This is a genomic window from Streptomyces sp. CB01201, assembly GCF_002803085.1.
Classification (GTDB): Bacteria; Actinomycetota; Actinomycetes; order Streptomycetales; family Streptomycetaceae; genus Streptomyces; species Streptomyces hundungensis.
This window is the reverse complement of sequence record NZ_NNBJ01000015.1, coordinates 106,775-129,811: the sequence shown is the minus strand read 5'-3', so window position 1 is coordinate 129,811 and position 23,037 is coordinate 106,775. Positions and strand designations below refer to the sequence as shown.

Annotated in this window: 25 protein-coding genes; 9 read left to right on the top strand and 16 right to left on the bottom strand. The window is 71.5% G+C overall.

The genetic code is table 11. The annotated features are described in order from the left end of the window. The first annotated feature begins 2 nt into the window (after positions 1-2). From CG740_RS28665 to CG740_RS28655, 3 genes are all read left to right on the top strand, one after another. The gene (locus CG740_RS28665; protein ID WP_100578163.1) at positions 3-1,067 is read left to right on the top strand and encodes a carbohydrate ABC transporter permease; all 1,065 of its coding nucleotides are present in this window, start codon (positions 3-5) and stop codon (positions 1,065-1,067) included. Next, positions 1,064-2,008, top strand: coding sequence for a carbohydrate ABC transporter permease (locus CG740_RS28660; protein ID WP_100578162.1), 945 nt, complete (start codon positions 1,064-1,066; stop codon positions 2,006-2,008). The genes CG740_RS28665 and CG740_RS28660 overlap by 4 nt, the downstream gene beginning before the upstream one ends. Before the next feature lie 71 nt (positions 2,009-2,079). Then, a complete protein-coding gene (locus CG740_RS28655; protein ID WP_100578161.1) occupies positions 2,080-3,108 on the top strand; it encodes a hydroxyacid dehydrogenase in 1,029 nt (342 codons plus the stop codon). Between the two features lie 93 nt (positions 3,109-3,201). Here CG740_RS28655 and groL read toward each other — a convergent pair whose 3' ends face one another. Then, a complete protein-coding gene (gene groL, locus CG740_RS28650) occupies positions 3,202-4,830 on the bottom strand; it encodes a chaperonin GroEL (RefSeq protein WP_100578160.1) in 1,629 nt (542 codons plus the stop codon). A gap of 136 nt (positions 4,831-4,966) precedes the next feature. Continuing rightward, positions 4,967-5,275 (bottom strand): co-chaperone GroES, encoded by a 309-nt coding sequence (groES, locus tag CG740_RS28645; protein ID WP_053727656.1) that lies wholly within the window; start codon positions 5,273-5,275, stop codon positions 4,967-4,969. A gap of 232 nt (positions 5,276-5,507) precedes the next feature. Between groES and CG740_RS28640 the strand changes: the two genes are divergently transcribed. The 4 genes from CG740_RS28640 (at position 5,508) to CG740_RS28625 (ending at position 10,325) form a co-directional block, all read left to right on the top strand. Beyond that, positions 5,508-6,197 (top strand): response regulator transcription factor, encoded by a 690-nt coding sequence (locus CG740_RS28640; RefSeq protein ID WP_100578226.1) that lies wholly within the window; start codon positions 5,508-5,510, stop codon positions 6,195-6,197. Then, complete coding sequence (locus CG740_RS28635; protein WP_100578159.1) at positions 6,187-7,605, top strand: sensor histidine kinase; 1,419 nt, start codon at positions 6,187-6,189, stop codon at positions 7,603-7,605. The genes CG740_RS28640 and CG740_RS28635 overlap by 11 nt, the downstream gene beginning before the upstream one ends. A 72-nt stretch (positions 7,606-7,677) precedes the next feature. Then, complete coding sequence (locus CG740_RS28630; protein WP_100578158.1) at positions 7,678-8,895, top strand: LCP family protein; 1,218 nt, start codon at positions 7,678-7,680, stop codon at positions 8,893-8,895. Next, positions 8,883-10,325 carry an FtsW/RodA/SpoVE family cell cycle protein gene (locus CG740_RS28625; RefSeq protein WP_234376524.1) on the top strand — a complete coding sequence of 481 codons (1,443 nt, stop codon included), beginning with the start codon at positions 8,883-8,885 and terminating at the stop codon, positions 10,323-10,325. Before CG740_RS28630 ends, CG740_RS28625 begins: the two co-directional genes overlap by 13 nt. Positions 10,326-10,588: 263 nt before the next feature. On the opposite strand, the gene CG740_RS28620 is transcribed toward CG740_RS28625, so the two are convergent. Further along, positions 10,589-11,494 (bottom strand): polysaccharide deacetylase family protein, encoded by a 906-nt coding sequence (locus tag CG740_RS28620; protein WP_100578157.1) that lies wholly within the window; start codon positions 11,492-11,494, stop codon positions 10,589-10,591. Positions 11,495-11,606: 112 nt separating this feature from the next. Here CG740_RS28620 and CG740_RS28615 point away from each other — a divergent pair, with 112 nt between their 5' ends. Then, positions 11,607-12,818, top strand: a complete 1,212-nt coding sequence (locus tag CG740_RS28615) for a class I SAM-dependent methyltransferase (protein WP_234376523.1) — start codon at positions 11,607-11,609, stop codon at positions 12,816-12,818. 386 nt (positions 12,819-13,204) lie between these two features. On the opposite strand, the gene CG740_RS28610 is transcribed toward CG740_RS28615, so the two are convergent. From CG740_RS28610 to tsaB, 12 genes are all read right to left on the bottom strand, one after another. Continuing rightward, positions 13,205-13,570 (bottom strand): hypothetical protein, encoded by a 366-nt coding sequence (locus CG740_RS28610; protein ID WP_100578155.1) that lies wholly within the window; start codon positions 13,568-13,570, stop codon positions 13,205-13,207. Positions 13,571-13,623: 53 nt separating this feature from the next. Continuing rightward, positions 13,624-14,238 carry a hypothetical protein gene (locus CG740_RS28605; protein ID WP_100578154.1) on the bottom strand — a complete coding sequence of 205 codons (615 nt, stop codon included), beginning with the start codon at positions 14,236-14,238 and terminating at the stop codon, positions 13,624-13,626. Positions 14,239-14,351: 113 nt separating this feature from the next. Then, entirely contained in the window at positions 14,352-14,558 is a 207-nt protein-coding gene (locus CG740_RS41145) for a hypothetical protein (RefSeq protein ID WP_234376522.1), read from the bottom strand. Between the two features lie 43 nt (positions 14,559-14,601). Continuing rightward, positions 14,602-14,871: a DUF1905 domain-containing protein gene (locus CG740_RS28595; RefSeq protein WP_100578224.1), complete on the bottom strand. Its 270-nt coding sequence runs from the start codon at positions 14,869-14,871 to the stop codon at positions 14,602-14,604. A gap of 16 nt (positions 14,872-14,887) precedes the next feature. Further along, positions 14,888-15,364: a VOC family protein gene (locus tag CG740_RS28590; RefSeq protein WP_100578153.1), complete on the bottom strand. Its 477-nt coding sequence runs from the start codon at positions 15,362-15,364 to the stop codon at positions 14,888-14,890. Between the two features lie 162 nt (positions 15,365-15,526). Next, positions 15,527-15,883 carry a YciI family protein gene (locus CG740_RS28585; protein WP_100578152.1) on the bottom strand — a complete coding sequence of 119 codons (357 nt, stop codon included), beginning with the start codon at positions 15,881-15,883 and terminating at the stop codon, positions 15,527-15,529. A 182-nt stretch (positions 15,884-16,065) separates the two neighbouring features. After that, positions 16,066-18,246, bottom strand: coding sequence for an RNA polymerase recycling motor ATPase HelR (helR, locus tag CG740_RS28580; protein WP_442802858.1), 2,181 nt, complete (start codon positions 18,244-18,246; stop codon positions 16,066-16,068). A 218-nt stretch (positions 18,247-18,464) separates the two neighbouring features. Continuing rightward, positions 18,465-19,316, bottom strand: coding sequence for a polysaccharide deacetylase family protein (locus tag CG740_RS28575; protein WP_100578151.1), 852 nt, complete (start codon positions 19,314-19,316; stop codon positions 18,465-18,467). 109 nt (positions 19,317-19,425) lie between these two features. After that, a complete protein-coding gene (locus CG740_RS28570; RefSeq protein WP_100578150.1) occupies positions 19,426-19,689 on the bottom strand; it encodes a hypothetical protein in 264 nt (87 codons plus the stop codon). Further along, on the bottom strand, positions 19,686-20,834 hold the full coding sequence (gene tsaD, locus CG740_RS28565) for a tRNA (adenosine(37)-N6)-threonylcarbamoyltransferase complex transferase subunit TsaD (protein WP_100578149.1): 1,149 nt from the start codon (positions 20,832-20,834) through the stop codon (positions 19,686-19,688). The genes CG740_RS28570 and tsaD overlap by 4 nt, the downstream gene beginning before the upstream one ends. Continuing rightward, complete coding sequence (gene rimI, locus CG740_RS28560) at positions 20,831-21,304, bottom strand: ribosomal protein S18-alanine N-acetyltransferase (protein WP_199846608.1); 474 nt, start codon at positions 21,302-21,304, stop codon at positions 20,831-20,833. The genes tsaD and rimI overlap by 4 nt, the downstream gene beginning before the upstream one ends. Positions 21,305-21,324: 20 nt before the next feature. Then, positions 21,325-21,978: a tRNA (adenosine(37)-N6)-threonylcarbamoyltransferase complex dimerization subunit type 1 TsaB gene (gene tsaB, locus CG740_RS28555; RefSeq protein ID WP_100578147.1), complete on the bottom strand. Its 654-nt coding sequence runs from the start codon at positions 21,976-21,978 to the stop codon at positions 21,325-21,327. Between the two features lie 145 nt (positions 21,979-22,123). On the opposite strand from tsaB, the gene CG740_RS28550 reads away from it, so the two are divergent. Further along, positions 22,124-22,672: a hypothetical protein gene (locus CG740_RS28550; RefSeq protein WP_100578146.1), complete on the top strand. Its 549-nt coding sequence runs from the start codon at positions 22,124-22,126 to the stop codon at positions 22,670-22,672. A gap of 129 nt (positions 22,673-22,801) precedes the next feature. On the opposite strand, the gene CG740_RS40455 is transcribed toward CG740_RS28550, so the two are convergent. Then, positions 22,802-22,978 (bottom strand): hypothetical protein, encoded by a 177-nt coding sequence (locus tag CG740_RS40455; protein WP_199846601.1) that lies wholly within the window; start codon positions 22,976-22,978, stop codon positions 22,802-22,804. Positions 22,979-23,037: the final 59 nt, after the last annotated feature.

Sequence of the window (23,037 nt, the reverse complement as noted above, 5' to 3'; positions counted from 1 at the left end):
GGATGAGGACGAAGGGGCGGCCCACGGGACACACCGGAGCGGGCGTCGGCACCCCGCGCGTGCCGGCGCCGGGCGAAGGAGGCGGTCGCGGCCCGGCCCCGACCGGGAGCGGAGGACCGGCGGACCTACGCGCCGGGGCCGCCGCATCCGGCCCGGCCCGCAGGGCGCCCCGCGGGGCCCGCAGCCGTACCAACGCGGCCGCGGGCGTGCTGCTCACCCCGTTCTTCGTCCTGTTCACCGCCGTCACGGTGGTGCCCATCGGGTACGCGGTCTGGCTGAGCCTGTTCACCGAGAAGCAGTCCGGGCTCGGCTTCGGCGGGGCCACGACCGTGTTCAGCGGGCTCGACAACTACACGGCGGCGCTGGGCGACCGGGCCTTCCGCGAGGGCTTCTGGGTGCTCGCCGGATACTGCGTCGTCTACATCCCGCTGATGGTCGGCGGCGCCCTCGCGCTCGCGCTGCTGCTCGACTCGACGCTGGCCCGCGCCCGGCGCTTCTTCCAGCTCGCGCTGTTCCTGCCGCACGCCGTGCCGGGCATCATCGCCGCGCTGGTCTGGGTCTACCTCTACACCCCGGGCCTCAGCCCGGTCGTGAAGGCCATGAACTCCGGCGGCCTCGGGTTCGACTTCTTCTCCTCCAGCGGCACGCTCCCCTCCGTCGTCAACATCGCGCTGTGGGAGTGGCTCGGCTACAACATGGTCATCTTCTACGCGGCCCTCCAGGCCATCGACCGCTCGGTCCTGGAGGCGGCCACCATGGACGGCGCGGGCGAGTGGCGCACCGCCTTCGGCATCAAACTCCCGTTGATCCGGGCCTCGTTGGTAATGGTGTCGCTGTTCACCGTCATCGGCTCGCTCCAGCTGTTCACCGAACCACTGATCCTCAACCAGGGCGGCAGCTCCACGGTCACCACCACCTGGACGCCCAACATGTACGCCTACACCGCCGCGTTCAGCCGCAACGACTACGGCCTCGCCGCCGCCTCGGCCGTGCTCCTCGCGCTCGCCGCGGCCCTGCTCTCCTTCGTCGTCACCCGCCTCACCAACCGGAAGGGGGCCAAGGCATGACCTCCCCCACGGCCACCGAAGCGAACGCCGCCCCGAGGACCGCCGGACGCGCCCGGCGCACCGGGAGCGCCACCCCGCCGCGTACCGCGACGCCGCACCGCTCACCGAACCGCTGGCTGTCCCGGACCGCGGTCAACGGCGCGCTGCTGCTCTCCGTCCTCTACACCCTCTTCCCCCTGGTGTGGCTGCTCACGGCCGCCACCAAGGACACCGGAAGCCTGCTGTCCGGCGACGCCTTCTCCTTCAAGGGCTTCGACCTCGCCAACAACCTGTCCCAGCTCGCCGCGTACAACGACGGCGTCTACTTCCGCTGGTACCTCAACTCCCTTCTGTACGCGGGCGGCGGCGCGGCTGTCTGCGCCCTGGTGTCCGTCGCCGCCGGGTACGCCTTCGACAAGTACGCCTTCCGCGGCAAGGAGAAGCTGTTCGGCGTCGTACTGCTCGGCGTGCTCGTGCCGACCACCGCGCTCGCGCTGCCCATGTACCTCCTGGCCAGCAAGGTCGGCCTCGTCAACACGTACTGGTCGGTGCTCATCCCCGTTCTGGTCAATCCCTTCGGGGTGTATCTGGCGCGGGTGTTCAGCGCGAGCTACATCCCCGACGAGGCCCTGGAGGCCGCCCGCATCGACGGCGCCGGGGAGCTGCGCACCTTCTGGTCCATCGGCCTGCGCATGGTGATGCCGGGCTTCGTGACCGTCTTCCTCTTCCAGTTCACCGCCATCTGGAACAACTTCTTCCTCCCCCTGGTCATGCTCAGCGACCAGAAGCTCTTCCCGCTGAGCCTCGGCCTGTACGCCTGGAACAGCAACACCCACGCGGAGCCGAGCTACTACCCTCTCGTCGTCACCGGCTCCCTCCTCGCCGTCGTCCCCCTGATCGTCGCCTTCGTCTCCCTCCAGCGGCACTGGAAGGCCGGACTCACCGCGGGCAGCGTCAAATGACCGGCCCGGACGCTCAGTTACCCCCGGCCGCCACCCCTGGCCAGCGCCTCGTGAGGAGCCCGAGTCCCACCATGCACCACACCACTGACAACCGGCCCGCCCTGCTGCTCGCGATGGGTCCCGGCATCGCCGACCGGCTCCTCACCGAGCACCACCGCACCCGGCTCGCCGCCCTCACCCGTACCGATCCGTACCTGGTCGCGCACGAGCTCGCCGCGCCCACCGGACCGGTCGCCGCGGCCCTCGCCGAAGCCGAGGTCCTGCTCACCTGCTGGGGCGCTCCCCCGCTGACCGCCGGCGTCCTGGACGCGGCCCCGAAGCTGCGCGCGGTGGTCCACGCGGCGGGCTCGGTCAAGCACCACATCACCGACGCCTGCTGGGAGCGCGGCATCGCGGTGACCTCGGCCGCCGCGGCCAACGCGCTGCCGGTCGCCGAGTACACGCTGGCCGCGATCCTGTTCGCCGGCAAGGAGGTGCTGCGCTCGGCCCAGCGCTACGCCGAGCTGCGCACCGCCCCCGAGTGGCTGAGCCGGACCGAGCACACCGGCAACTACCGGCGCACGGTGGGCATCGTCGGCGCGTCGCGCATCGGACGGCGCGTGATCGAACTCCTGCGCCCCTTCGACTTCGAGGTCCTGCTCCACGACCCGTACGTGGACGGAACCGAAGCGGTGGCCCTGGGCGTTGAACGGGTGTCCCTGGACGCGCTGTGCTCCCGCAGCAGCGTCGTCTCCGTCCACGCGCCCCAACTGCCCGAGACCCACGGCATGATCGGCGCACACCAGCTGGCCCTGATGCCGACGGGCGCCACCCTGGTCAACACCGCGCGCGGCTCCCTGGTGGACGAGCCCGCGCTGCTCGCCGAGCTCCTCTCCGGCCGGCTGCACGCGGTCCTGGACGTGACGGACCCCGAACTGCCGCCCCGCGAATCCCCGTTGTACGACCTCCCCAACGTCCTGCTCACCCCGCACATCGCGGGCTCGCTGGGCAACGAGCTGTACCGGATGGCGGATCAGGCCCTGGACGAGGTGGAGCGGTTCGCGACCGGGGTGCCGTTCGCGGACCCGGTGCATCCGCTGTCACTGGACAGGTCGGCGTAGCCGGGCGGACCGCCGCGGAAACGGCTGAGGCCCGGCACCCCCCGAAGGGGATGCCGGGCCTCAACTACGTGCGGCTACCGCTGACTTGGTGCGTCAGTGGGAGTGGCCGTGACCGTGGCCGTGACCGGCCTCGGCCTCTTCCTCGGCCGGCTTCTCGACGACCAGGGTCTCGGTCGTGAGCAGCAGGGACGCGATGGAGGCGGCGTTCTCCAGGGCGGAGCGGGTGACCTTGACCGGGTCGATGACGCCGGCCTTGACCAGGTCGCCGTACTCGCCGGTGGCGGCGTTGAAGCCGAAGCCCTTGTCGAGCTCGCTCACCTTGGAGGTGATGACGTAGCCCTCAAGACCGGCGTTCTCGGCGATCCAGCGCAGCGGCTCGACGACGGCGCGGCGGACGACCGCGACACCGGTGGCCTCGTCGCCGGTCTTGTCGAGGTTGCCCTCAAGGACCTTGGCGGCGTGCACCAGGGCGGAGCCACCACCGGAGACGATGCCCTCCTCGACCGCGGCGCGGGTCGCGGAGATGGCGTCCTCCAGACGGTGCTTGCGCTCCTTGAGCTCGACCTCGGTGGCGGCACCGACCTTGATCACGCACACGCCGCCGGCGAGCTTCGCGAGGCGCTCCTGGAGCTTCTCGCGGTCCCAGTCCGAGTCCGTGGCCTCGATCTCGGCCTTGATCTGGTTGACGCGGCCCTCGACGTCGGCGCTGTTGCCGCCGCCGTCGACGATCGTGGTGTCGTCCTTGGTGATGGTGACGCGGCGCGCGGTGCCGAGCACCTCAAGACCGGCCTGGTCGAGCTTGAGGCCGACCTCTTCGGCGATGACGGTCGCACCGGTGAGGGTGGCGATGTCCTGGAGCATGGCCTTGCGGCGGTCGCCGAAGCCCGGGGCCTTGACGGCCACGGCGTTGAACGTGCCGCGGATCTTGTTGACGACCAGGGTGGAGAGCGCCTCGCCCTCGACGTCCTCGGCGATGATCAGGAGCGGCTTGGAGGCGCCGGCCTGGATGACCTTCTCCAGGAGCGGCAGCAGGTCCTGGATCGAGGAGATCTTGCCCTGGTTGATCAGGATGTACGGGTCGTCGAGGACGGCCTCCATACGCTCCTGGTCGGTGACCATGTAGTGCGACAGGTAGCCCTTGTCGAAGGCCATGCCCTCGGTGAACTCAAGCTCCACACCGAAGGTGTTGGACTCCTCGACGGTGATGACACCGTCCTTGCCGACCTTGTCCATGGCCTCGGCGATGAGCTCGCCGATCTGCTTGTCCTGGGCGGACAGCGCGGCGACGGCGGCGATGTCGGTCTTGTCCTCGATCGGACGGGCGGTCGCGAGGAGCTCCTCGGAGACGGCCTTGACCGCGGCGTCGATGCCCTTCTTCAGGGCGGCCGGGGAGGCACCGGCGGCGACGTTGCGCAGACCCTCGCGGACCAGCGCCTGGGCCAGGACGGTCGCGGTGGTGGTGCCGTCACCCGCGATGTCGTTGGTCTTGGTCGCCACCTCCTTGACGAGCTGGGCGCCCAGGTTCTCGTACGGGTCGTCCAGCTCGACCTCGCGCGCGATGGTGACACCGTCGTTGGTGATGGTGGGGGCGCCGAACTTCTTGTCGATGACGACGTTGCGGCCCTTGGGACCGATCGTCACCTTGACGGTGTCGGCAAGCTTGTTGACGCCGCGCTCAAGGGCGCGACGGGCGTCCTCGTCGAACTTCAGGATCTTCGCCATGGGAGCGGTTCAGCCCTCTCGAAAACTCGGGTTAATGACACTGCGCCCCTCGCCGCCCGGCAATCAGCGGGGTGACCAGGGGCGCAGCTCTCAAAGCATTCGCTTCGAAGTCGAAGTACTCACGTACTCCGGTGAATTACTTCTCGATGATCGCGAGCACGTCGCGGGCCGAGAGGACGAGGTACTCCTCGCCGTTGTACTTCACCTCGGTGCCGCCGTACTTGCTGTACAGCACGATGTCGCCGGTGCTGACGTCGAGCGGCAGACGCTCGCCGTTCTCGAAGCGGCCCGGACCCACGGCCAGGACGACGCCCTCCTGGGGCTTCTCCTTGGCGGTGTCCGGAATGACCAGGCCGGAGGCCGTGGTCTGCTCGGCGTCGAGCGGCTGGACCACAATGCGGTCCTCAAGCGGCTTGATGGCAACCTTGGAGCTGGCGGTCGTCACGATCCGGTCTCCCCCTTCGGAGATCTCACGGGGTTAACTGTCTGGGGTGGCGACCAGGTGGATCCGTCGTCGCGGGTGCCGGACCTGCCCGTCGCTACTTGGCACTCTCTGGTGGGGAGTGCCAGAAGCGAGACTAGGACGGCGATTAGCACTCGGTCAAGCGGAGTGCCAATCTGCCACCGTCGCGGCGGAGCACCGGAGGTCCTCGGGGACGTGTGTGACCCTGGACGGCATGCGCATTCTGGTCGTCGAGGACGAAACCGGGCTCGCCGACTCGCTGCGTCGGGGCATCTCCGCCGAGGGGCACTGGGTCGACCTCGCGCACGACGGCCACCGGGGCCTCGACCTCGCACTCACCGGCGGATACGACGCGGTCGTGCTCGATCTGATGCTGCCGGGGCTCAGCGGCTACGAGATCTGCCGCCGGATGCGCGGGCTCGGCGACCTCACCCCGGTCCTGATGCTGACCGCCAAGGACGGCGAGTACGACGAGGCCGACGGGCTCGACTCGGGGGCCGACGACTATCTGACCAAGCCCTTCTCGTTCGTGGTGCTGCTCGCCCGGCTGCGGGCGCTCGGCCGGCGGGCCGGTACCGAACGCCCCGGCCCGCTCCAGGCCGGCGACCTCACCCTGGACACCGGCGCCCGGCGCTGCCGACGCGGCGAGCGGGAGATCGAGCTGACCGCCCGCGAACTGGCCGTCCTCGCCTGTCTGATGGCCGAGCCGGGCCGGGCCGTGTCCAAGCAGCACATCCTGGACGAGGTCTGGGACAGCGGCGCGGGCGCGGACGGCGGGATCGATCCGAACATCGTCGAGGTCTATGTCTCCTCGCTCAGGAAGAAGATCGATTCTCCGTTCGGCCGTCGATCGATCCTGACCGTGCACGGCGTCGGCTACCGGATGGCGCCCGATGGCGGCTGAGCCCCGCCGGGCCGGACGCGGACGGCTCCCGACCGGGCCCCGGCGCCACCGGCCGACGCTGCCGCTGCCGCTGCCGAGGACCGTCCGCGGGAAGGTCGCCGCGGCCGCCGCCCTCGCGATGGCGCTGCTGCTCGCGGCGGGCGGCATCTGGCTCTACATCGTGCTGCGCTCCAACCTGCTCGACAACACCACGGGCCGCACCGAACTGGCCGCCCGCAAGGTCGCGGCCCAGGTCGACACCGGAACCGCACGCGAGCTGCTGCCCCCACCGGACGGCGGCGTCGACCTGGTCATGGTCCTGGACGAGCGGGGACGGGTGACCGCGGCGAGCCAGGAGACCGGCGCCGCCCCGGAGTTGGCCGGATTCCGCCCGCCCGAGGACCAGGACTCGGCGTCCCGGACCCTGAACGAGGGCGGCCGCCACGAGGTCGCCGTCGTCGTCCGCGCCCAGCTGCCCGGCGGCCCCGCGAGCTATGTGTACGGGACGACCGTGCTCAGCGACGTCGACTACGCGACCGGCGCCATCGGCTGGGCCCTGCTCGCCAGCGCCCCGCCGCTGATCGCGCTGGCCGCCGCCATCGCCTGGGCCGGCACCGGACTCGCGCTGCGCCCGGTGACCTCGATCCGCACCGAGCTCGCCGAGGTCAGCTCCAGCGAGCTGGACCGGCGCGTCCCCGACCCCGGCGGCGCCGACGAGATCGCGCTGCTCGCCCGGACCGTGAACGCCACCCTCGACCGGCTCGAACAGGCCCATGTCCGCCAGCGCGAGTTCGTCGCCGACGCCTCGCACGAGCTGCGCAACCCGATCGCCGCGGTCCGCTCCCGGCTCGAAGTCGCCCTCGCCGCGCCGGACTCGGCGTCGGTGCGGGCCGCGCTCGACGACACCGAGCGGCTCCAGCGGATCGCCGCCGACCTGCTGCTCCTGGCCCGCCTCGACGCCCATCCGCAGCCGCCGGCCGAGCCCGTCGACCTCACGTTGCTCGCCGCCGAGGACACCGCCCGCCGACGTGCGGCCCGGGTCCCGGTCGAACTCGCCGCGGACGCGCCGGTGCCGGTGCGCGGCGATCCCGCGCAGCTGGAGCGGATGCTGGCCAACCTCGTCGACAACGCGGTGCGGCACGCGCGTACCCGAGTACGGGTGGCGGCCCGGCGGGACGGGGACGACGCGGTCCTGGAGGTCACCGACGACGGGCCCGGCGTCCCGGCCGCCGACCGGTCCCGGATCTTCGAGCGCTTCGTCCGCCTGGACGCGGCCCGGGCCCGGGAGAGCGGCGGCACCGGGCTGGGGCTGGCGATCGCCCGCGAGATCGCCCGGGCGCACGGCGGCGAGCTGACGGCCGGGGCGGGACCGGGGGCCACGTTCACGGTGCGGCTGCCGGGGCGGCCCGAGCCGCATCCGCGTTCCTGAAGGCGTCTTCAGGACCCTCAGGTTTCCTTCAGCGGGCAGGGCCGAGTATCGGTCGGCGTGAGCCACCGCCGAATGAGCCGTCGACCGAGCCGCAGCCGAACCACCCGCCGCCGCAGGCGTTCGAGCCCGGTGCGCCTGGTGCGGGCGTTCGCCGCCTGCGCCGCCGTACTGGTCCTGTGCGCGGCGGTCGGCGCCTGGTACCTGTACCGCGATCTGTCCGGCAGCATCGGCACCTCGCGGGCGCTCGGCGACGACGCGCCCAAGTCAGTGGGCGGGGACACCAACATCCTGCTGATGGGCCTGGACAGCCGCAAGGACCAGAACGGCGACGATCTGCCGCCCGAGGTGCTCGACAAGCTGCACGCGGGCAGTTCCGACATCGGCGGCTACAACACCAACACGCTGATCCTGCTGCATGTGCCGGGCGACGGCAGCCGGGCGAAGGCGTTCTCGGTGCCGCGGGACGATCTGGTCGACATCCCGGGCCACGGCCAGGACAAGATCAAGAAGGCGTACGGCCTGGAGAAGGCCCGGACCGAGGAGAAGCTGGCGGCCCAAGGAGTCCGCGACAAGAGGGAGTTGGAGACGGCGGGCCGCGAGGCGGGGCGCCGGGCCGAGATCGAGACCGTACGCGACTTCCTCGGCGTGCCCATCGACCACTTCGCCGAGGTCAATCTGGCCGGGTTCTACCACTTGGCCGACGCCCTGGACGGGGTGACGGTCTGCCTCAAGCATCCGGTGAAGGACAAGTACTCGGGCGCCGACTTCCCGGCCGGGAAGCAGACCCTGAACGGTCAGCAGTCGCTGGCGTTCGTGCGCCAGCGGCACGGCCTCCTCGGCGGCGACCTGGACCGCACCCGGCGCCAGCAGGCCTTCCTCGCCTCGGCGACGCAGAAGCTGTCGTCGGCCGGCACCTTCACCGACCCGGTCCGGCTGCTGCACCTGCTGAACACCGCCAAGCAGGACCTCGTCACCGACAAGGGCTGGGACCTGCTGTCCTTCCTCAAGCAGGCCAGGAACCTGTCGGGCGGCAACGTGGAGTTCACGACGCTGCCGATCGAGAAGTTCGCGAAGCACCGGGGCGAGGACGTCAACATCGTCGACCCGGCGAAGATCAAGCGGATCGTCGCGAACGCCCTCCACCCGGTGCGCTCGACCCCGCCCACCGCCCCCCAGGGCTCACCGTCACCGGGCCCGAGCAAGGACTCCCCGTCACCGGGCCCGAGCCATGCGTCCTCGGCCCCGTCGACTCCGGTCATCGACGGCGGCGGCATCCCGTGCGTGGACTGACCCGGGGCGGGAGCGGGCCGGTCGCCGCCCGGCGCCGCCGCGCCGAGGCACTGCTCCTGGCGCTCGTCGTCGCGGTGGCCACGTTCGGCCATGCGGCGGCCGCGATGACCATGACGGGTGAACTGCCGCGCGCCACCTACGAGTTCGCCGCTTGCATGGCCCTGATCGCACTGGCCGGACATCTCACGGTGCGCCGGTTCGCGGCCTACGCCGACCCGCTGATCCTGCCGCTGGCCCTGCTCCTTTCGGGCCTCGGCCTGGTGCTGCTGTACCGGCTCGACCCGACGTACGCGCGCAAGTTCCATTCGGAGGCCACCGCCTCGGGGCAGCTCATCTGGACGGTGATCGGGTTCGCGGTCGCGCTCGCCACCCTCGCCGTGCTGCGCGACCACCGGCGCCTCCAGCGGTACATCTACCTCTGCATGGCGACGGCCCTCGTCCTGCTGATGGCACCGGCCTTCTTCCCGGGCGACACCTACGGCGCCAAGCGCTGGATCTTCATCGGCTCGTTCTCGCTCCAGCCCGGCGAGTTCGTGAAGATCATGATCGCGGTGTTCTTCGCGGGCTATCTGGTCGTGCACAAGGACTCGCTCGCGCTGACCGGCCGCAAGGTGTTCGGGGTCCGGCTGCCGCCGGGCCGCCAGCTCGCGCCGATCCTGACGATCTGGGTGCTGAGCCTGCTCGTCCTGATCTTCGAGCGCGACCTGGGAACCTCGCTGATCTTCTTCGGCCTGTTCGTGGTGATGCTGTACGTCGCGACGGAGCGGGCGGGGTGGATCCTGACCGGTCTGGTGATGGCGGCGGTCGGGGCGTTCGTCGTCGGCTCGACCGAGCCGCACGTCAAGGGCCGGATCGTGGCCTGGCTGCACCCCTTCGACATCTATCTGCCGCCGGCCCGGCGCCCGGCGGGCCTGATCTCGGACCAGGCGGCCCAGGCCCTGTTCAGCTTCGGCAGCGGCGGCATGACCGGCACCGGCCTCGGCCGCGGCCACCCCGAGCTCGTCGGGTTCGCCGGGCGCAGCGACTTCATTCTGACCACGGTCGGCGAGGAGATGGGCCTGGCCGGGGTGATGGCGGTCCTCGTCCTGTACGCACTGCTCGTGCAGCGCGGCCTGCGGGCGGCGCTCGGCGCGCACGACGGCTTCGGCAAGCTGCTCGCGACCGGGCTCGCGGCGGCCCTGGCGCTCCAGGTGTTCGTGGTGGCGGGCGGGGTGACCGGCCTCATCCCGCTGACCGGAAAGGCGCTGCCGTTCCTCGCGAAGGGGGGTTCGTCGCTGGTCGCGAACTGGGTGATGATCGCGCTGCTGATCCGGATCAGTGACAGCGGGGAGCGGCAGCGGGATGCCGAACGGGCCGCGTCCGAGCCCGAGTTGACGCACCCGACCCCTTTGGCCCGGCCCAGCGTCCCCCGGCTCGGCTCGGCTCGCTGAGGCGGCTCCCGGGTGGCTCAGTACTGCCCGGTGCCGGGTGACCTACAGGGGCGCGGGGAACTGCGCGACCAGCCACGCACCGCACGGTCCGCAGCCGAAGCTCCCCACGCGTGAGGGTGAGTCACGCTCCCGCGTGTGGGTTTTCGACTGCGGACCGTCCCGGGCTGGTCGCGCAGTTCCCCGCGCCCCCCATAGGCGGACCGGCGGCAGACCGGTCGCGCCCACCACGCGGGAGCCGCGCACAGGGCGCAGTTCCCCGGGGACTACACGTAGTCCTCCAGGCGGGCCACGGCGTACCCCTTGTCCGTGATCACCTTCATCACCTGGCGGACCATGTCGGGCATCGTCCCGTTCCAGTCCTCGCGCCCGCGGAAGTGCGTGAGGATGATGTCCCCGGGGTGCAGATCCCGGTCCCACTCGCGCCATTCCATGTGGTCGGTGAAGGCCTCCTCCGCCCACAGCGGCGCGGCCTGGATGCCGCAGGACTGGGCGGCCTTGAGCGTGTCCTCGTTGTAGTTCCCGTACGGCGGCCGGAACAGCCGGGGCCGCTTGCCCGCCCACTGGCCGATCTTGTCCTGCTGGTCGCAGATCTCCTTCCGCTGCTCGTCGTAGGAGAGCGCGGGCATGTACCGGTGGTTGAGCGTGTGGTTGTTGAGCGTGACGCCCAGACCCTGCATCTTCTTGAAGTACTCGTGGTCGTTCTTGACCAGGTAGTCGCTGAGGAACGCGCTGTAGGGGATGCGCAGTTCCTGCATCATCTTCAGGAAGGTGGGGTCCTTCTCCGCACCGTCGTCGATCGTCAGGAAGACGATCTTGTCCTTGGTCGGGACGGTGGTGAAGACCGGCGGCAGCGAGTCGCCGCCGTCCGTCTCGAACCCCGGCCGGTTGGTGATCTTCGGCTTGACGGCGGGCGCCTCGGGCGCGAGCAGCGGCGGCTTGGCGAGCCCCCACTTCTTGACGGCCGCGAGCCGCGCGGTCTCGGCCTGCTTGAGCTGCTCGGAGTAGCCCGCGAGCGCTCCGGCGGGGCCCTTCTTGGCGGCCTGGGCGCCGGGGTGGCCGGCGTCGCCGCCCTCGGAGGCGCAGCCGGAGGCGAGCAGCGCGGCGCCGAGCCCGAGCGCGAGACACGCGATCTTTGTCCTGGACTTTCCCTTTTGTCGTACTAGTTGCATGGCGCCGCATCCTGTCAGGCGCGGGGCCCGCTGCCCGTACGACACCGCCGCCACGGGCCCACCATCGCCCACCTGGCCCACAGCGGGGCGGCGACCGGGCGACAATGACGGGGTGAACGACCTCGACACCTTCTCCCTCCTGCTGGCCGACGAGGGCCGGGCCCTGCTCGCATCGCTGCGGGCGTACGACCCGTCCCAGGAGCTGGCGGTGGCCACCCGGCTGCGCCGCGAGCACGACGCGGACCTGGTGTCGGCGGCGCTCGGGCAGGCGCGGCTGCGGCAGCGGGCGGTGGCGAAATTCGGCGCGGCCGACGCGCACCGGATGTTCTTCACGCCCAACGGCGTCGAGCAGTCGACCCGCGCCTCGGTCGCCACCCACCGCGCGAAGGCCTTCGCCGCGCGCGGCGTACGGAGCGTGGCGGACCTGTGCTGTGGCATCGGCGGCGACGCGCTGGCGCTCGCGCGGGCCGGGATCGCGGTGCTCGCGGTCGACCGCGACCCGCTGACGGCGGCGGTGGCCCGCGCCAACGCGGAGGCGCTGGGCCTCGCGGACCTGATCGAGGTGCGCTGCGCGGATGTGACCGACATCGACACGGCCCCGTACGACGCGGTCTTCGTGGACCCGGCGCGACGGGGCGGGCGGGGCCGGATCTTCGACCCGGAGGCGTACTCGCCCCCGCTCTCCTGGGCGGTCACGGCCGCCCTGGCCGCCCCCTTCGCGGCGCTGAAGATCGCCCCCGGCATCCCGCACGAGGCGATTCCGCCGCAGGCCGAGGCGGAGTGGATCTCGGACGGGGGTGACGTGAAGGAGGCCGTGCTGTGGTTCGGCACCGGCGTCACCCCCGGCGCGGTCCGCGCCACGCTGCTGCCCGCCTCCGCCGATCTCTGGACGGCCGCGCCGCTCGCCGCGCCGCCGGTGGGGCCGGTCGGGCGCTACCTGTACGAGCCGGACGGCGCCGTCATCCGGGCGCATCTGGTCGCCGAGATCGTGGAGCGGTGCGGGGGGCGGCTGATCGACGAGACGATCGCGTATGTGACGAGTGACGAGGTGTACGCGTCCCCGTACACCTCGGCGTACGAGATCACCGATCAACTCCCGTTCAACCTGAAGAAGTTGAAGGCGCTGCTGCGGGAGCGGGGGGTGGGGGTGCTCACGGTGAAGAAGCGGGGGTCGGCGGTGGAGCCGGAGGAGATCCGGCGCCGCGTGAAGCCGGCCGGGCCGAACTCGGCGACGGTCTTCCTGACCCGGGTGGCCGGCGCCCCCACGATGCTGGTCGGCCACCCCCTCCCCCACACCACCGGGGCTCCGCCCCAGAGCCCCTGAGGGCCTGCGCCCTCGGCCCCCCGCAGGGGGCTCCGCCCCCTGCACCCCCGTTCGCGCCTAAAGGGCGCTCGTCCTCAATCGCCGGACGGGCTGGGTATGCCTGCGCCGGCCAGCACCGAGCCATTCGGGGCCACCTACAGGGGCGCGAGGAACTGCGCGAGAAGCGACCACGGCCCGCGCCCGGAAACGGGGTTAGGGGCGCGGGGAACTGCGCGAGAAGCGACCACGGCCCGCGCCCGGAAACGGCGTTAGGGGCGCGGGGAACTGCGCGAAAAGCGACCACGGCCCGCACACGGAAACGGGGTTAGGGGCGCGGGGAACTGCGCGAACGGCCCCCACGGCTCGCAGCCGAGCAGCACCCCCGCGCCCCCCACGCCCCGCGCCGCTCACGCCAGATCAGTCAGCTCGTCCGCGTAGACCCGGGAGAGGGGCTGGGGCCCCACATACTGCTGGCAGTTGCACTGCCCGGACTCGAACCGCAGCGGCTTCTTGTTCTCGTCCCACGCGACCGGAACCTCGACCCGTTCATGGCACTTGCCCGCCTTGTCATGCTTGGCGAGGTGATGCGTGCACCCGCACACCGGCTCCGGCGCCTTGTGAGCCGCCTCCAGCGCGAGGCGCTCCTGCTTCGCCGCCTCCAGCCGCTCCATCTTCCGCTCGTGCCGAGTCCGCAGCGCCGTACGGGCGTTGTCGATCGCCCAGCCGAAGCCGCCCATCCAGAAAACGATCAGAATCCACCAGTACCAGGCCATGGCGACCGTCCTTCCCCCGTGATGTCACCGCATCGCGCCGCGCTGCGGAGCCTTCAGGATAGGCGCCGCAGGGACCGCTGGACCCAGCGCCGGTGCGCGGCCGCCTTCACCACGCCGACGAGGCCGGTCAGCCAGCAGATCAGGCCGAAGCCCATGCCGTACACGACGAGCGCGTACGTGTCGCGGCCCGGCACGGCCGTCGCCGGCAGCACCAGGCAGACCGCGAGCCCACCCGCGCACAGCAGCACCGAGGGCACCAGCCAGGCCAGGCTGAGGCCGGGCCTGCGCAGATTGCGGTCGAGTATCGGGTCCCGGTCCAACTCGCCCCATTGGCGCAGGAGTTCACGGATACGCCGGTCCCTGCGGAGGCCGAACCCGACGGCGATCCCGGTCGGGATCATCACGCCCAGACCGAGCAGCAGGAACAGGCCGCCGACGATGGCGGTGAGGATGTCCGTCAGCGAGATGAGCGCGGTACCGACCATGGACCAGCCCAGCGCGAAGAGCGCCGCCCACAGCCAGAGCAGCCCGAGCCGACTCGCGCCCAAGTGGCCCTTGACCAGCACGTCGAGGGCCAGCGCACGGTCGGCGAGCAGCGCGTTGCGGTCGGGCCAGGCACGTATCTCGGCCGGGGGCGGCGAAGGAGGGAGCGACGAGCGGGGCGTCATGCGGCAGAGGTTATCGGGGGTGCCCCTGCTTCCGGCGCCCACCCTGGGACACACGCGGGGCACTTGGCCGGTTCCGTGGGGCGCGAGGCATCGTCGCCCTGGCGCCTTCTCCCTCAACTGCTGTGGCTATCGGCCGAGTTCGGGGGGCTGGCCGTCACCAGGTCCGGCCGGGCACCGGCCACGGGGCCGGCCGCGAACGGGGCGACGGTGGCCCCGGAGACGTCGGCGGTCGTCCCGATCGGTAGGAGGCGGCTCTCCGCATCCCGCTCCGGCGGCACATCGTCCCGCAGGTGCGGCTCCCGCACGTGCGGCTCCCGCACGTACGGCAGGATCGGCGGCAACTGTGCGGGACCGGGCGGCAGCTCAGCCGTCGAGACGCTCCGTCAGGCGCACGGTCACGGTGTCCCCCGCCTCCTTGCCGACCGCCTTGCGCACCTCGGCCTTCACAGGCAGCTTGTGGGTGCCGTCGCCGAGCGCCATGAACGAGCTGCGGAACGGATGCCCGTCGACGGTTCCGCTGACCTTCACCAGACCCCGGGTGCCGAAGAACTCCGCGGACCCGGGCCAGACGACGTACGTCCAGCCGCCCTCGTTCGGGCTCTTGACCAGCTCGGCGGTGAACTCACGGTCGATTCGCCGGGACACCGGGTCACGCGTCCCGCACGGCTTGGAGGTCGATCTTCTTCATGCCCATGACCGCGGCCATGACCCGCTCGGTCTTCTCCGCGCCCTGGCCGAGCAGCTCGGGCAGTTCGGCCGGGACGATCTGCCACGAGAGCCCGTACTTGTCCTTCAGCCAGCCGCACGGGCCCTCTTCGCCGCCCGCTCCGAGCCGCGTCCAGAACCGGTCGATCTCCTCCTGGTCCGAGCAGCCCACCGAGAGCGAGATCGCCTCGCTGAAGGTGAACTGGGGGCCGCCGTTGAGGGCGATGAAGCGCTGGCCCGCGATGACGAACTCGACCGTCATGACCGAGCCGGTCTCGCCGGGCGCGGACGCCGGGAAGTGCGTGACCGACGCGACGCGCGAGTCGCCGCCGAAGATGGAGACGTAGTGCTCGGCCGCTTCCTCGGCCTGGCCGTCGAACCAGAGGAAGGTGGTGATCTTCTGCGTGATCTGCGCGGACATCGTCGGCCTCCTAGCCGTTGCCGGGCCCCGTGCGGGCGGCGTCAACAGGTAGACCGGGACCCCGCGCGAAACTCATCGCGCTTTCCAGCACAGCACCGGGCCCGGCGCCCGGCAACATTTCCCGGTGGCCGGGGCCGAGGCCCCGGCCGCGTCCCACAGGGCTCAGCCCTCGACCACCTCGCGCACCTCGGAGGTGATGTCCCAGCCCTCCCCGTGGATCTTGACGAAGCGAGAGGCCCATTCGATCGCCTCGGCCTTGTCCTTGGCCTGGATCATCGCGTAACCGCCCACGACCTCCTTGGACTCGGTGAACGGGCCGTCGGTGACCGTCAGCTCGCCGTGGTTCCAGCGCACCCGGGCGCCCTCGGCGGACGGGGTGAGCCCGGCGGTGTCGAGCAGCACGCCGGCCTTGGTCATCTCGCCGATCAGATCGCCCATCCGCTCCATGAGCTCCGGGGTGACGCCGCTGGCGGGGGTGTTGTTCTCGTCGATGCGGACCATCGTCAGGTAGCGCGGCATGGCCGTTCTCCGTTCTGTTCTGCGTGCTGTGCGGATCCCGTACGGGTGCACCCCGTGCGGTGCGGGGGTCCTTCCCCGCCTCTCACCCTTGCGTCGAACGGGAGACGGCCGGATCGACACCGCCGGGAGAATCCGCCGAACTTTTTTCGGGAGCGCCCTTCCGGGCCGGTCGCACCCGGGCCTCAGCTCGTGAGGACGACGAGCCGCTGGGTCGCCCGGGTCATCGCGACATACCGGTCCACCGCCCCCTCGATGCCCTCGCCGAACCGCTCCGGGTCGACGAGGACGACCAGATCGAATTCGAGCCCCTTGGACAGCTCCGGCGTCAGCGACCGCACGCGCGGGGTGGGCCGGAAGCCCGGAGCCCCGATGACACACGCGATCCCGTCGTCGTGCCCGGCGAGCCAGGTCTCCAGGACCGTGTCGAGGTCGGCGGCGGAGCCGTGGCCGACGGGGACGCCGCCGCTGCGGATGGACGTGGGTACGTTGGCGTCGGGCAGCGCGGCCCGGATGACCGGCTCGGCCTCCGCCATCACCTCCTCCGGGGTGCGGTAGTTGATGCTGAGCGAGGCCACCTCGACCCGGTCGAGCCCGATCCGCTCCAGGCGTTCGCGCCACGACTCGGTGAACCCGTGCCGGGCCTGGGCCCGGTCACCGACGATGGTGAAGCTCCGGGACGGACAGCGCAGCAGCAGCATCTGCCACTCCGCGTCCGTGAGCTCCTGCGCCTCGTCGACGACGATGTGCGCGAACGGGCCGGCCAGGAGGTCGGGTTCGGCGGCGGGCAGGGCGCTGTCGTCGATCAGGGTGTCCTGGAGGTCCTTGCCGCGCAGCATCCGCAGCGCGCCTTCGCTCTCGTCGCCCGCCGACTGGAAGTTGGACGCGGAGATGATCTCGTCGATGACCCCCGACATCCGCTCGCGCTCGGCGGCGACCAGCGCCTCGTGCCGCCGCCTGCGCCGCTCCGCCTCCGGGTCGCCGAGCCGCTGCCGGGCCGCGTCCAGGAGCGGCAGGTCGGACACGGTCCAGGCCCCCGGGTCCGGGCGCCGCAGTCGGCGTACGTCGTCGGGGCCGAGCCACGGCGCGCACATCCGCAGATAGGCCGGCACCGTCCACAGGTCTCCCACGATGTCGGCCGCTTCGAGCAGCGGCCAGGCGCTGCCGAGCGCCTCGGCGAGGTCACGGTCCTGGAGCAGCGCCTTGCGGAACTCCGCGGGCGGGACGTCGTCGCCGTCGTACTGGTCGAGCAGGATCGTCACCAGTGCCTCCCGGACCAGCTCGCGCCCCTCGTTGTGCGGGGTGCCGGGGCCGGGGGCCGCGAAGGCCTCCGCCCAGTCGTCGGCGGTGAGCCGGACGTCGGCCCACGGGGTGGTGACGGTCAGGGCGGCGGTGGGCGGCTCCTCGTAGAAGGCGACGGCCTTCTCGATGGCCCCCACCATGTCGGCGGACGCCTTGAGGCGGGCCACCTCCGGATCGCCCTCCTGCTCGGCGTCGGCCCCCTCGGTGACGAGGTCGCGCAGGATGCAGGTCTGGACGCCCTCCTCGCCGAGGCTGGGCAGCACATCGGCGACATAGTCCAGGTAGGGGCGGTGCGGCCCGACGAAGAGGACGCCGCCGCGCCGGTGGCCCAGGCGCGGGTCGGAGTAGAGCAGGTACGCCGAGCGGTGCAGGGCGACGACGGTCTTGCCGGTGCCGGGGCCCCCGTCGACGACGAGAGCGCCGCGCGAACCGGCCCGGATGATGGCGTCCTGGTCGGCCTGGATGGTGGACAGGACGTCACGCATCCGGGCCGAGCGGTTGGTGCCGAGGCTGGCGATGAACGCGGACTGGTCGTCGAGGGCCGCGTGTCCTTCGAGGCCGTCGGCGCTGAAGACCTCGTCCCAGTAGTCGCTGATCCGGCCCGCGGTCCAGCGGTAGCGGCGGCGGCTCGCGAGGCCCATCGGGCCGGCGTGGGTGGCCGCGAAGAACGGCTCGGCCGCGGGCGAGCGCCAGTCGACGAGGAGCCGGCGGCCCTCGCTGTCGGTGAGCCCGAGCCGGCCGATGTAGAGGGGCTCGGAGGTGTCGGCGGCGACGATGCGGCCGAGGCAGAGGTCCAGGCCGAAGCGGCGCAGGGTGCGCAGCCGGCCGGTCAGCTGGTGGACCTCGATGTCCCGGTCCATGGCGGCCCGGCCGATGCCGCCGGGCGACCGGCGCAGCTCGTCGAGGCGGGCGGAGAGTTCGGTGATCGTTTGGTCGAGGGTGCGGGCGATGGCGGCGAAGTGCCGCTCGTCGCCCCCGATCAGCGCCGGATCGGCCTTGGCGGCAAGACGGTCGGGAAGGTCGAACGCGCTGGAGGATCCAGGAACCGACAACTGCACACGCACTTCGTGAATCTCCCAATTCCGCAGGTACTGGCCCGAGGCCAGTGATTCTGCGGCACGATGGGGGCCTTGCCGCAAGCCCCCCGGTGCGCTATATCTTGATAGTGGCGAGGAGAGTACGGGCTCCTTGCCTTCTTTGTTGTTCCGGCGCCTTCGGAATTCCCGGCGCCTTCCCGTGCCGGCAGCGCCTTTTCCGGGACGTCACGTACGTCCAGTTCGTCCTAGACGTAGTCCTCCAGGCGGGCCACCGTGAAGCCCTGCTCCTGGATGTGGCGGAGCATGTTCGCGGTCATCTCCGTCATGGACGTGCCCTTGAGTTCCTTGGGGCCGCGGAAGTGCGCGAGGATGATGTCGCCGGGGTGCAGTTTCTTGTCGCCGCGCTGGTACTGCATGTTGGTTATCTGCATCGACTCGCGCCACAGCACCATCGCCTGGACGTCGCAGGACTTGGCGGCGGCGCGGGTGTTCTCGTTCCAGTTGCCGTACGGGGGCCGGAAGAGCCGGGGCGCCTTGCCGTACTCCTTGCCCAGTTTCTTCTCCTGGGTGCATATCTCGTTCTTCTGCGCGGCCTCGCCGAGCGTGCGCATATTGGGGTGCGAGAGCGTGTGGTTCTCTATGGAGTTCCCGAGCTCTTGCAGCGGCTTGAAGTAGCCGTAATCGCCGCGAATGATGTCATCGGTCAGGAACATCGTGAACGGGATCTTCAGGTCCCGCATCATCTCGACGAACTTGGGGTCCTTCTCGGCCCCGTCGTCGAAGGTCACGAAGACGATCTTCTCCTTGGTGGGGATGTCGCTCACCACCGGGACCTCGCCGGGCTTGCCGTGCACCGGCTTCTCGGCGGGCGGCGCGGGCGGTGCGGCGAACGGCTTGAGGCCCCACTTGCGGTACGCGGCCCCGGTGGCGGCCGCGTCATCGCTCGGGGACGCCTTCGAGGGCGTACCGCTCGCCTTGCCGGACGGGGCGGACGCGGAGGGGGTGCTGCCCGATCCGCCGCCGGACGAGCACCCCGCGACCATCAGCAGACCGAAGAGAGCCGCACCGACCGCCTTCTTGCGCACGAGCCAACCCATGTCCAATACCGCCCGTTTCTGTCATCAGCTACTCATAGCTTGATGCCAGAAACGGTCACAGGGTTGCCTGAAGCGATCAGACGGCGCAGCGATACCGACCCAGGAAGGCTCAGGCGTCCGGCGTCCCGAGCGACTCGAAGCGCCAGCGATGCACCGGCCGGGCCACCAACTCCCCTGCCGGTTCCGGGAGTTCGGGCAGGTCGGCGTCGTAGGGCGCGTCCCACCAGGTGATCACCAGGACCCGGTCGCCGGGCGCGCGCAGGATCTCGCGGCGCAGCGGCGGACCGGCCACCGGGTGTTCGCGGACCCAGTCCAGCAGCTCGGGACCCCGGCCCTCGGCGGCCCGGGCCTCCCACATCAGGGCGACGGTCATGAGTACAGGTTCTTCTTGCTGACCTCGTGCACGTGGTCGTGATCGTGCGGGTGGGCGTGCGCCCCACCCGGTTCGTGCGCCCCACCCGGTTCGTGTGCCGCGCCCGGTACGTGCGGCTCGGTCACCGGCAGCGAGGAGTCCGCCGAGAGCTCCAGGTCGGAGGCGGGCCGGTTCCTGGCCACCATCTCCGCGCCGAGGGCCGCGACCATCGCGCCGTTGTCCGTGCACAGGCCGGGCCGCGGCACCCGCAGCCGGATCCCGGCCCGCTCGCAGCGCTCCTGGGCCAGCGCGCGCAGCCGGGAGTTGGCGGCCACGCCGCCGCCGATCATCAGGTGGTCGACGCCCTCGTCCTTGCAGGCCCGTACGGCCTTGCGGGTCAGTACGTCCGCCACGGCCTCCTGGAAGGACGCGGCCACGTCCCGCACCGGCACCTCCTCGCCCGCGTTGCGCTTGGCCTCGATCCAGCGGGCCACGGCGGTCTTCAGACCGGAGAAGGAGAAGTCGTACGCCGGGTCGCGCGGGCCGGTCAGGCCGCGCGGGAAGGCGATCGCCCTGGGGTCGCCCTCCTTGGCGAGGCGGTCGATGACCGGGCCGCCGGGGAAGCCGAGGTTGAGCACCCGGGCGATCTTGTCGAAGGCCTCGCCGGCCGCGTCGTCGATGGTGGCGCCCATCGGGCGGACGTCGGAGGTGATGTCGGGCGCGAGCAGCAGCGAGGAGTGGCCGCCGGACACCAGCAGAGCCATCGTCGGCTCGGGCAGCGGTCCGTGCTCCAGCTGGTCGACGCAGATGTGCGAGGCGAGGTGGTTGACCCCGTACAGCGGCTTGTTCAGGGCGTACGCGTACGCCTTGGCGGCCGAGACGCCGACGAGCAGCGCGCCCGCCAGCCCGGGCCCGGCGGTGACCGCGATGCCGTCGAGGTCCCGCGCGGAGATGCCGGCGGTCTTCAGGGCGCGCTCGATGGTCGGGACCATCGCTTCGAGGTGGGCGCGCGAGGCGATCTCGGGGACCACGCCACCGAACCGGGCATGGGTGTCCACGCTGGAGGCCACGGCGTCGGCGAGCAGGGTGGTACCGCGCACGATGCCGACGCCGGTCTCGTCGCAGGAGGTCTCGATGCCCAGTACGAGCGGTTCGTCAGCCATCAGTCAGTCTCTTCTGTTCCTTGGACGTATTCCTGGACGGTCAGTCGCATCACGAGCGCGTCCACATTGCCCGGCTGGTAGTAGCCGCGGCGGAAGCCGATGGGCTCGAAGCCGAAGCGCTCGTAGAGCTTCTGGGCCCGGGTGTTGTCCACACGCACTTCGAGCAGGACCTCGTCGCATTCGAAGGCGGTGGCGTGCTTGAGCAGGTCGGTCAGGAGGCGGGCGCCGAGACCGGTGCCCCACTGGTCGCGGGCGGCGGCGATGGTCTGGACGTCCGCGAGGTCCCCCGCGGCGGCGAGCCCGGCGTATCCGACCAGCCGCCCCCGCTCGTCCTCGGCGACCACATAACGGCGGGTGGCGCCCGGCCCGCGCGCGTGCGCGAGCTCGGACCAGAACATCCCGGCCGACCAGGCGTCCTCGGGGAACAGCTCGTGTTCGAGGTCGAGCACGGGCCCGATGTCCCACCAGCGCATCTCGCGCAGTACGGCCCCGGTCACTTGGGGGTGACCACCTTGTAGTTCTTGGGCACCTGCGCGTCCGGGCGGCGCAGGTACAGCGGTGTCGGCGGCAGGAACTCCGAGCCCGCGGCGAGCTTCTCGGCGGCCAGCGCGGCGAGCGCGCCCGCCGACTGGTGCTCGGGGCCGCGCGCCTCGGGGAACGCCTCCGGGTACAGCACCGCGCCCTGGCCGACGACCGGCAGGCCGCTCAGCTCCTCGGCGATGTCGCCGGGCCGGTCGACGGACGGCTCGCCCGCACGGGTGCGGAAGTCGTCGTAGCGGGCCCAGTAGACCTCCTTGCGGCGGGCGTCCGTGGCGACCACGAAGGGGCCCTCGATGCCGGAGGCGTAGGCGAGTCCGTCCAGGGTGCACAGGCCGTGCACGGGCACGCCGAGCACCGAGCCGAACGTCGCGGCGGTGACGAGGCCGACGCGGAGGCCGGTGTAGGGGCCGGGACCGACGCCGACGACCAGGTCCGTCACGGCGTCGAGGGCCAGTCCGGCCTCGGCGAGTACCCGGTCGACGGCGGGCAGCAGCAGTTCCCCGTGCCGGCGGGCGTCGACCTGGCGGGCCTCGGCGACGACGGAGGTCCCGTCGTGCAGGGCGACGGTGACGGCGGGGGTGGCGGTATCAACGGCGAGCAGGAGCACGCGAACAGCCTACGACCAAGCCGACGGGGGCACGGCGTCCCGCCCGAGCCGTCACCTGCTGCTACCGTCAGCCGCAGGTATGACCGTAGGCATGCATGTACGTACGAAAGGGGAAGCCCAGGTGGCACGGAGCAGCACGGGATTCGTGGCCGGGATCACCGCCGCCGCTCTCGCGGTGGTCGGCTTCCTCGCCTACCAGGCCTCGGCGAGCGCGCCTCCGGCCGCCGATCTCGCGGCCCCGGGCGCCAGCGCCTCCCCGTCGGCGAAGCCGTCGAACCTGCCCCCCGCGGGCTCCCCCGCCAGCAAGCCGGACCTCGCGGTGCCGGAGAACTCGGGCACCGGGGTCCGGGTCGTGTACGCGCTCGGCGCGAAGCGGGTGTGGCTGGTGGGCGTGGCCAAGACGCCGAAGACCTTCGCGGTCGTGCCGTCCGCGATCAACCCGAAGCCGGGCACGTATGTGGTGCTCTCACGGACCGGCAACAAGATCACCGGCTCGGACGGCGTCGCCATCGACCACGTCGTGCGGTTCGCCAGCAACGAGAACGTGGCGATCGGCTTCAGCTCGGCGGTCGACGGCTCGATGACGATTCCGAAGACGGGCAAGAAGGCCGGCGGCATCCGCATGACGCGGGCGGACGGGGACGCGATGTGGACGTTCGCGACCCGCAACTCCAAGGTCGTCGTCGTTCCGTAGCCGGCCGTTCCGCAGCGGGCAGCTGCGCGGGCGGTCGGCCCGTGCGGCCGACCGCTCCCGCCGTCCCGCGGCGGCCGACGCGCGCGGGCGCGGCCGCGGCACCGACAATCACCCGATAGGACGACGCGACTACGCGGCGTCCTGGTGTGCTTCCCCTTCGCCGGCCTTCGGCGCGCTCTCGCGCGGCGGCGTCGAGACGGCGCTGGCCGCCGCGCAGGAGGCGAGCAGATCGTGTATCGACACCCCGAGCGGCACCGTGACGCCCCGCGGGGCCGACGGCTTCGCTTCGCGTTCCGGCACGGTCATGGCGGCCTCCAGGGGCTGCGGAAGAAGGCGCGGTTAGGCAGACCTAACCAGGTCTCTTC

Bases quoted from the DNA above. Each gene is read 5' to 3' on its own strand.
- CG740_RS28665 (WP_100578163.1), top strand. From the start codon at position 3: ATGAGGACGAAGGGGCGGCCCACGGGACACACCGGAGCGGGCGTCGGC.
- CG740_RS28585 (WP_100578152.1), bottom strand. From the start codon at position 15,883: ATGCCGCGCTACCTGACGATGGTCCGCATCGACGAGAACAACACCCCC.
- CG740_RS28630 (WP_100578158.1), top strand. From the start codon at position 7,678: ATGAGCCGTCGACCGAGCCGCAGCCGAACCACCCGCCGCCGCAGGCGT.
- CG740_RS28575 (WP_100578151.1), bottom strand. From the start codon at position 19,316: ATGGGTTGGCTCGTGCGCAAGAAGGCGGTCGGTGCGGCTCTCTTCGGT.
- CG740_RS28655 (WP_100578161.1), top strand. From the start codon at position 2,080: ATGCACCACACCACTGACAACCGGCCCGCCCTGCTGCTCGCGATGGGT.
- rimI (WP_199846608.1), bottom strand. From the start codon at position 21,304: ATGCGCTGGTGGGACATCGGGCCCGTGCTCGACCTCGAACACGAGCTG.
- CG740_RS28610 (WP_100578155.1), bottom strand. From the start codon at position 13,570: ATGGCCTGGTACTGGTGGATTCTGATCGTTTTCTGGATGGGCGGCTTC.
- CG740_RS28620 (WP_100578157.1), bottom strand. From the start codon at position 11,494: ATGCAACTAGTACGACAAAAGGGAAAGTCCAGGACAAAGATCGCGTGT.
- CG740_RS28660 (WP_100578162.1), top strand. From the start codon at position 1,064: ATGACCTCCCCCACGGCCACCGAAGCGAACGCCGCCCCGAGGACCGCC.
- CG740_RS28635 (WP_100578159.1), top strand. From the start codon at position 6,187: ATGGCGGCTGAGCCCCGCCGGGCCGGACGCGGACGGCTCCCGACCGGG.
- CG740_RS28590 (WP_100578153.1), bottom strand. From the start codon at position 15,364: ATGTCCGCGCAGATCACGCAGAAGATCACCACCTTCCTCTGGTTCGAC.
- groL (WP_100578160.1), bottom strand. From the start codon at position 4,830: ATGGCGAAGATCCTGAAGTTCGACGAGGACGCCCGTCGCGCCCTTGAG.
- CG740_RS28605 (WP_100578154.1), bottom strand. From the start codon at position 14,238: ATGACGCCCCGCTCGTCGCTCCCTCCTTCGCCGCCCCCGGCCGAGATA.
- CG740_RS40455 (WP_199846601.1), bottom strand. From the start codon at position 22,978: ATGACCGTGCCGGAACGCGAAGCGAAGCCGTCGGCCCCGCGGGGCGTC.
- CG740_RS28570 (WP_100578150.1), bottom strand. From the start codon at position 19,689: ATGACCGTCGCCCTGATGTGGGAGGCCCGGGCCGCCGAGGGCCGGGGT.
- CG740_RS28640 (WP_100578226.1), top strand. From the start codon at position 5,508: ATGCGCATTCTGGTCGTCGAGGACGAAACCGGGCTCGCCGACTCGCTG.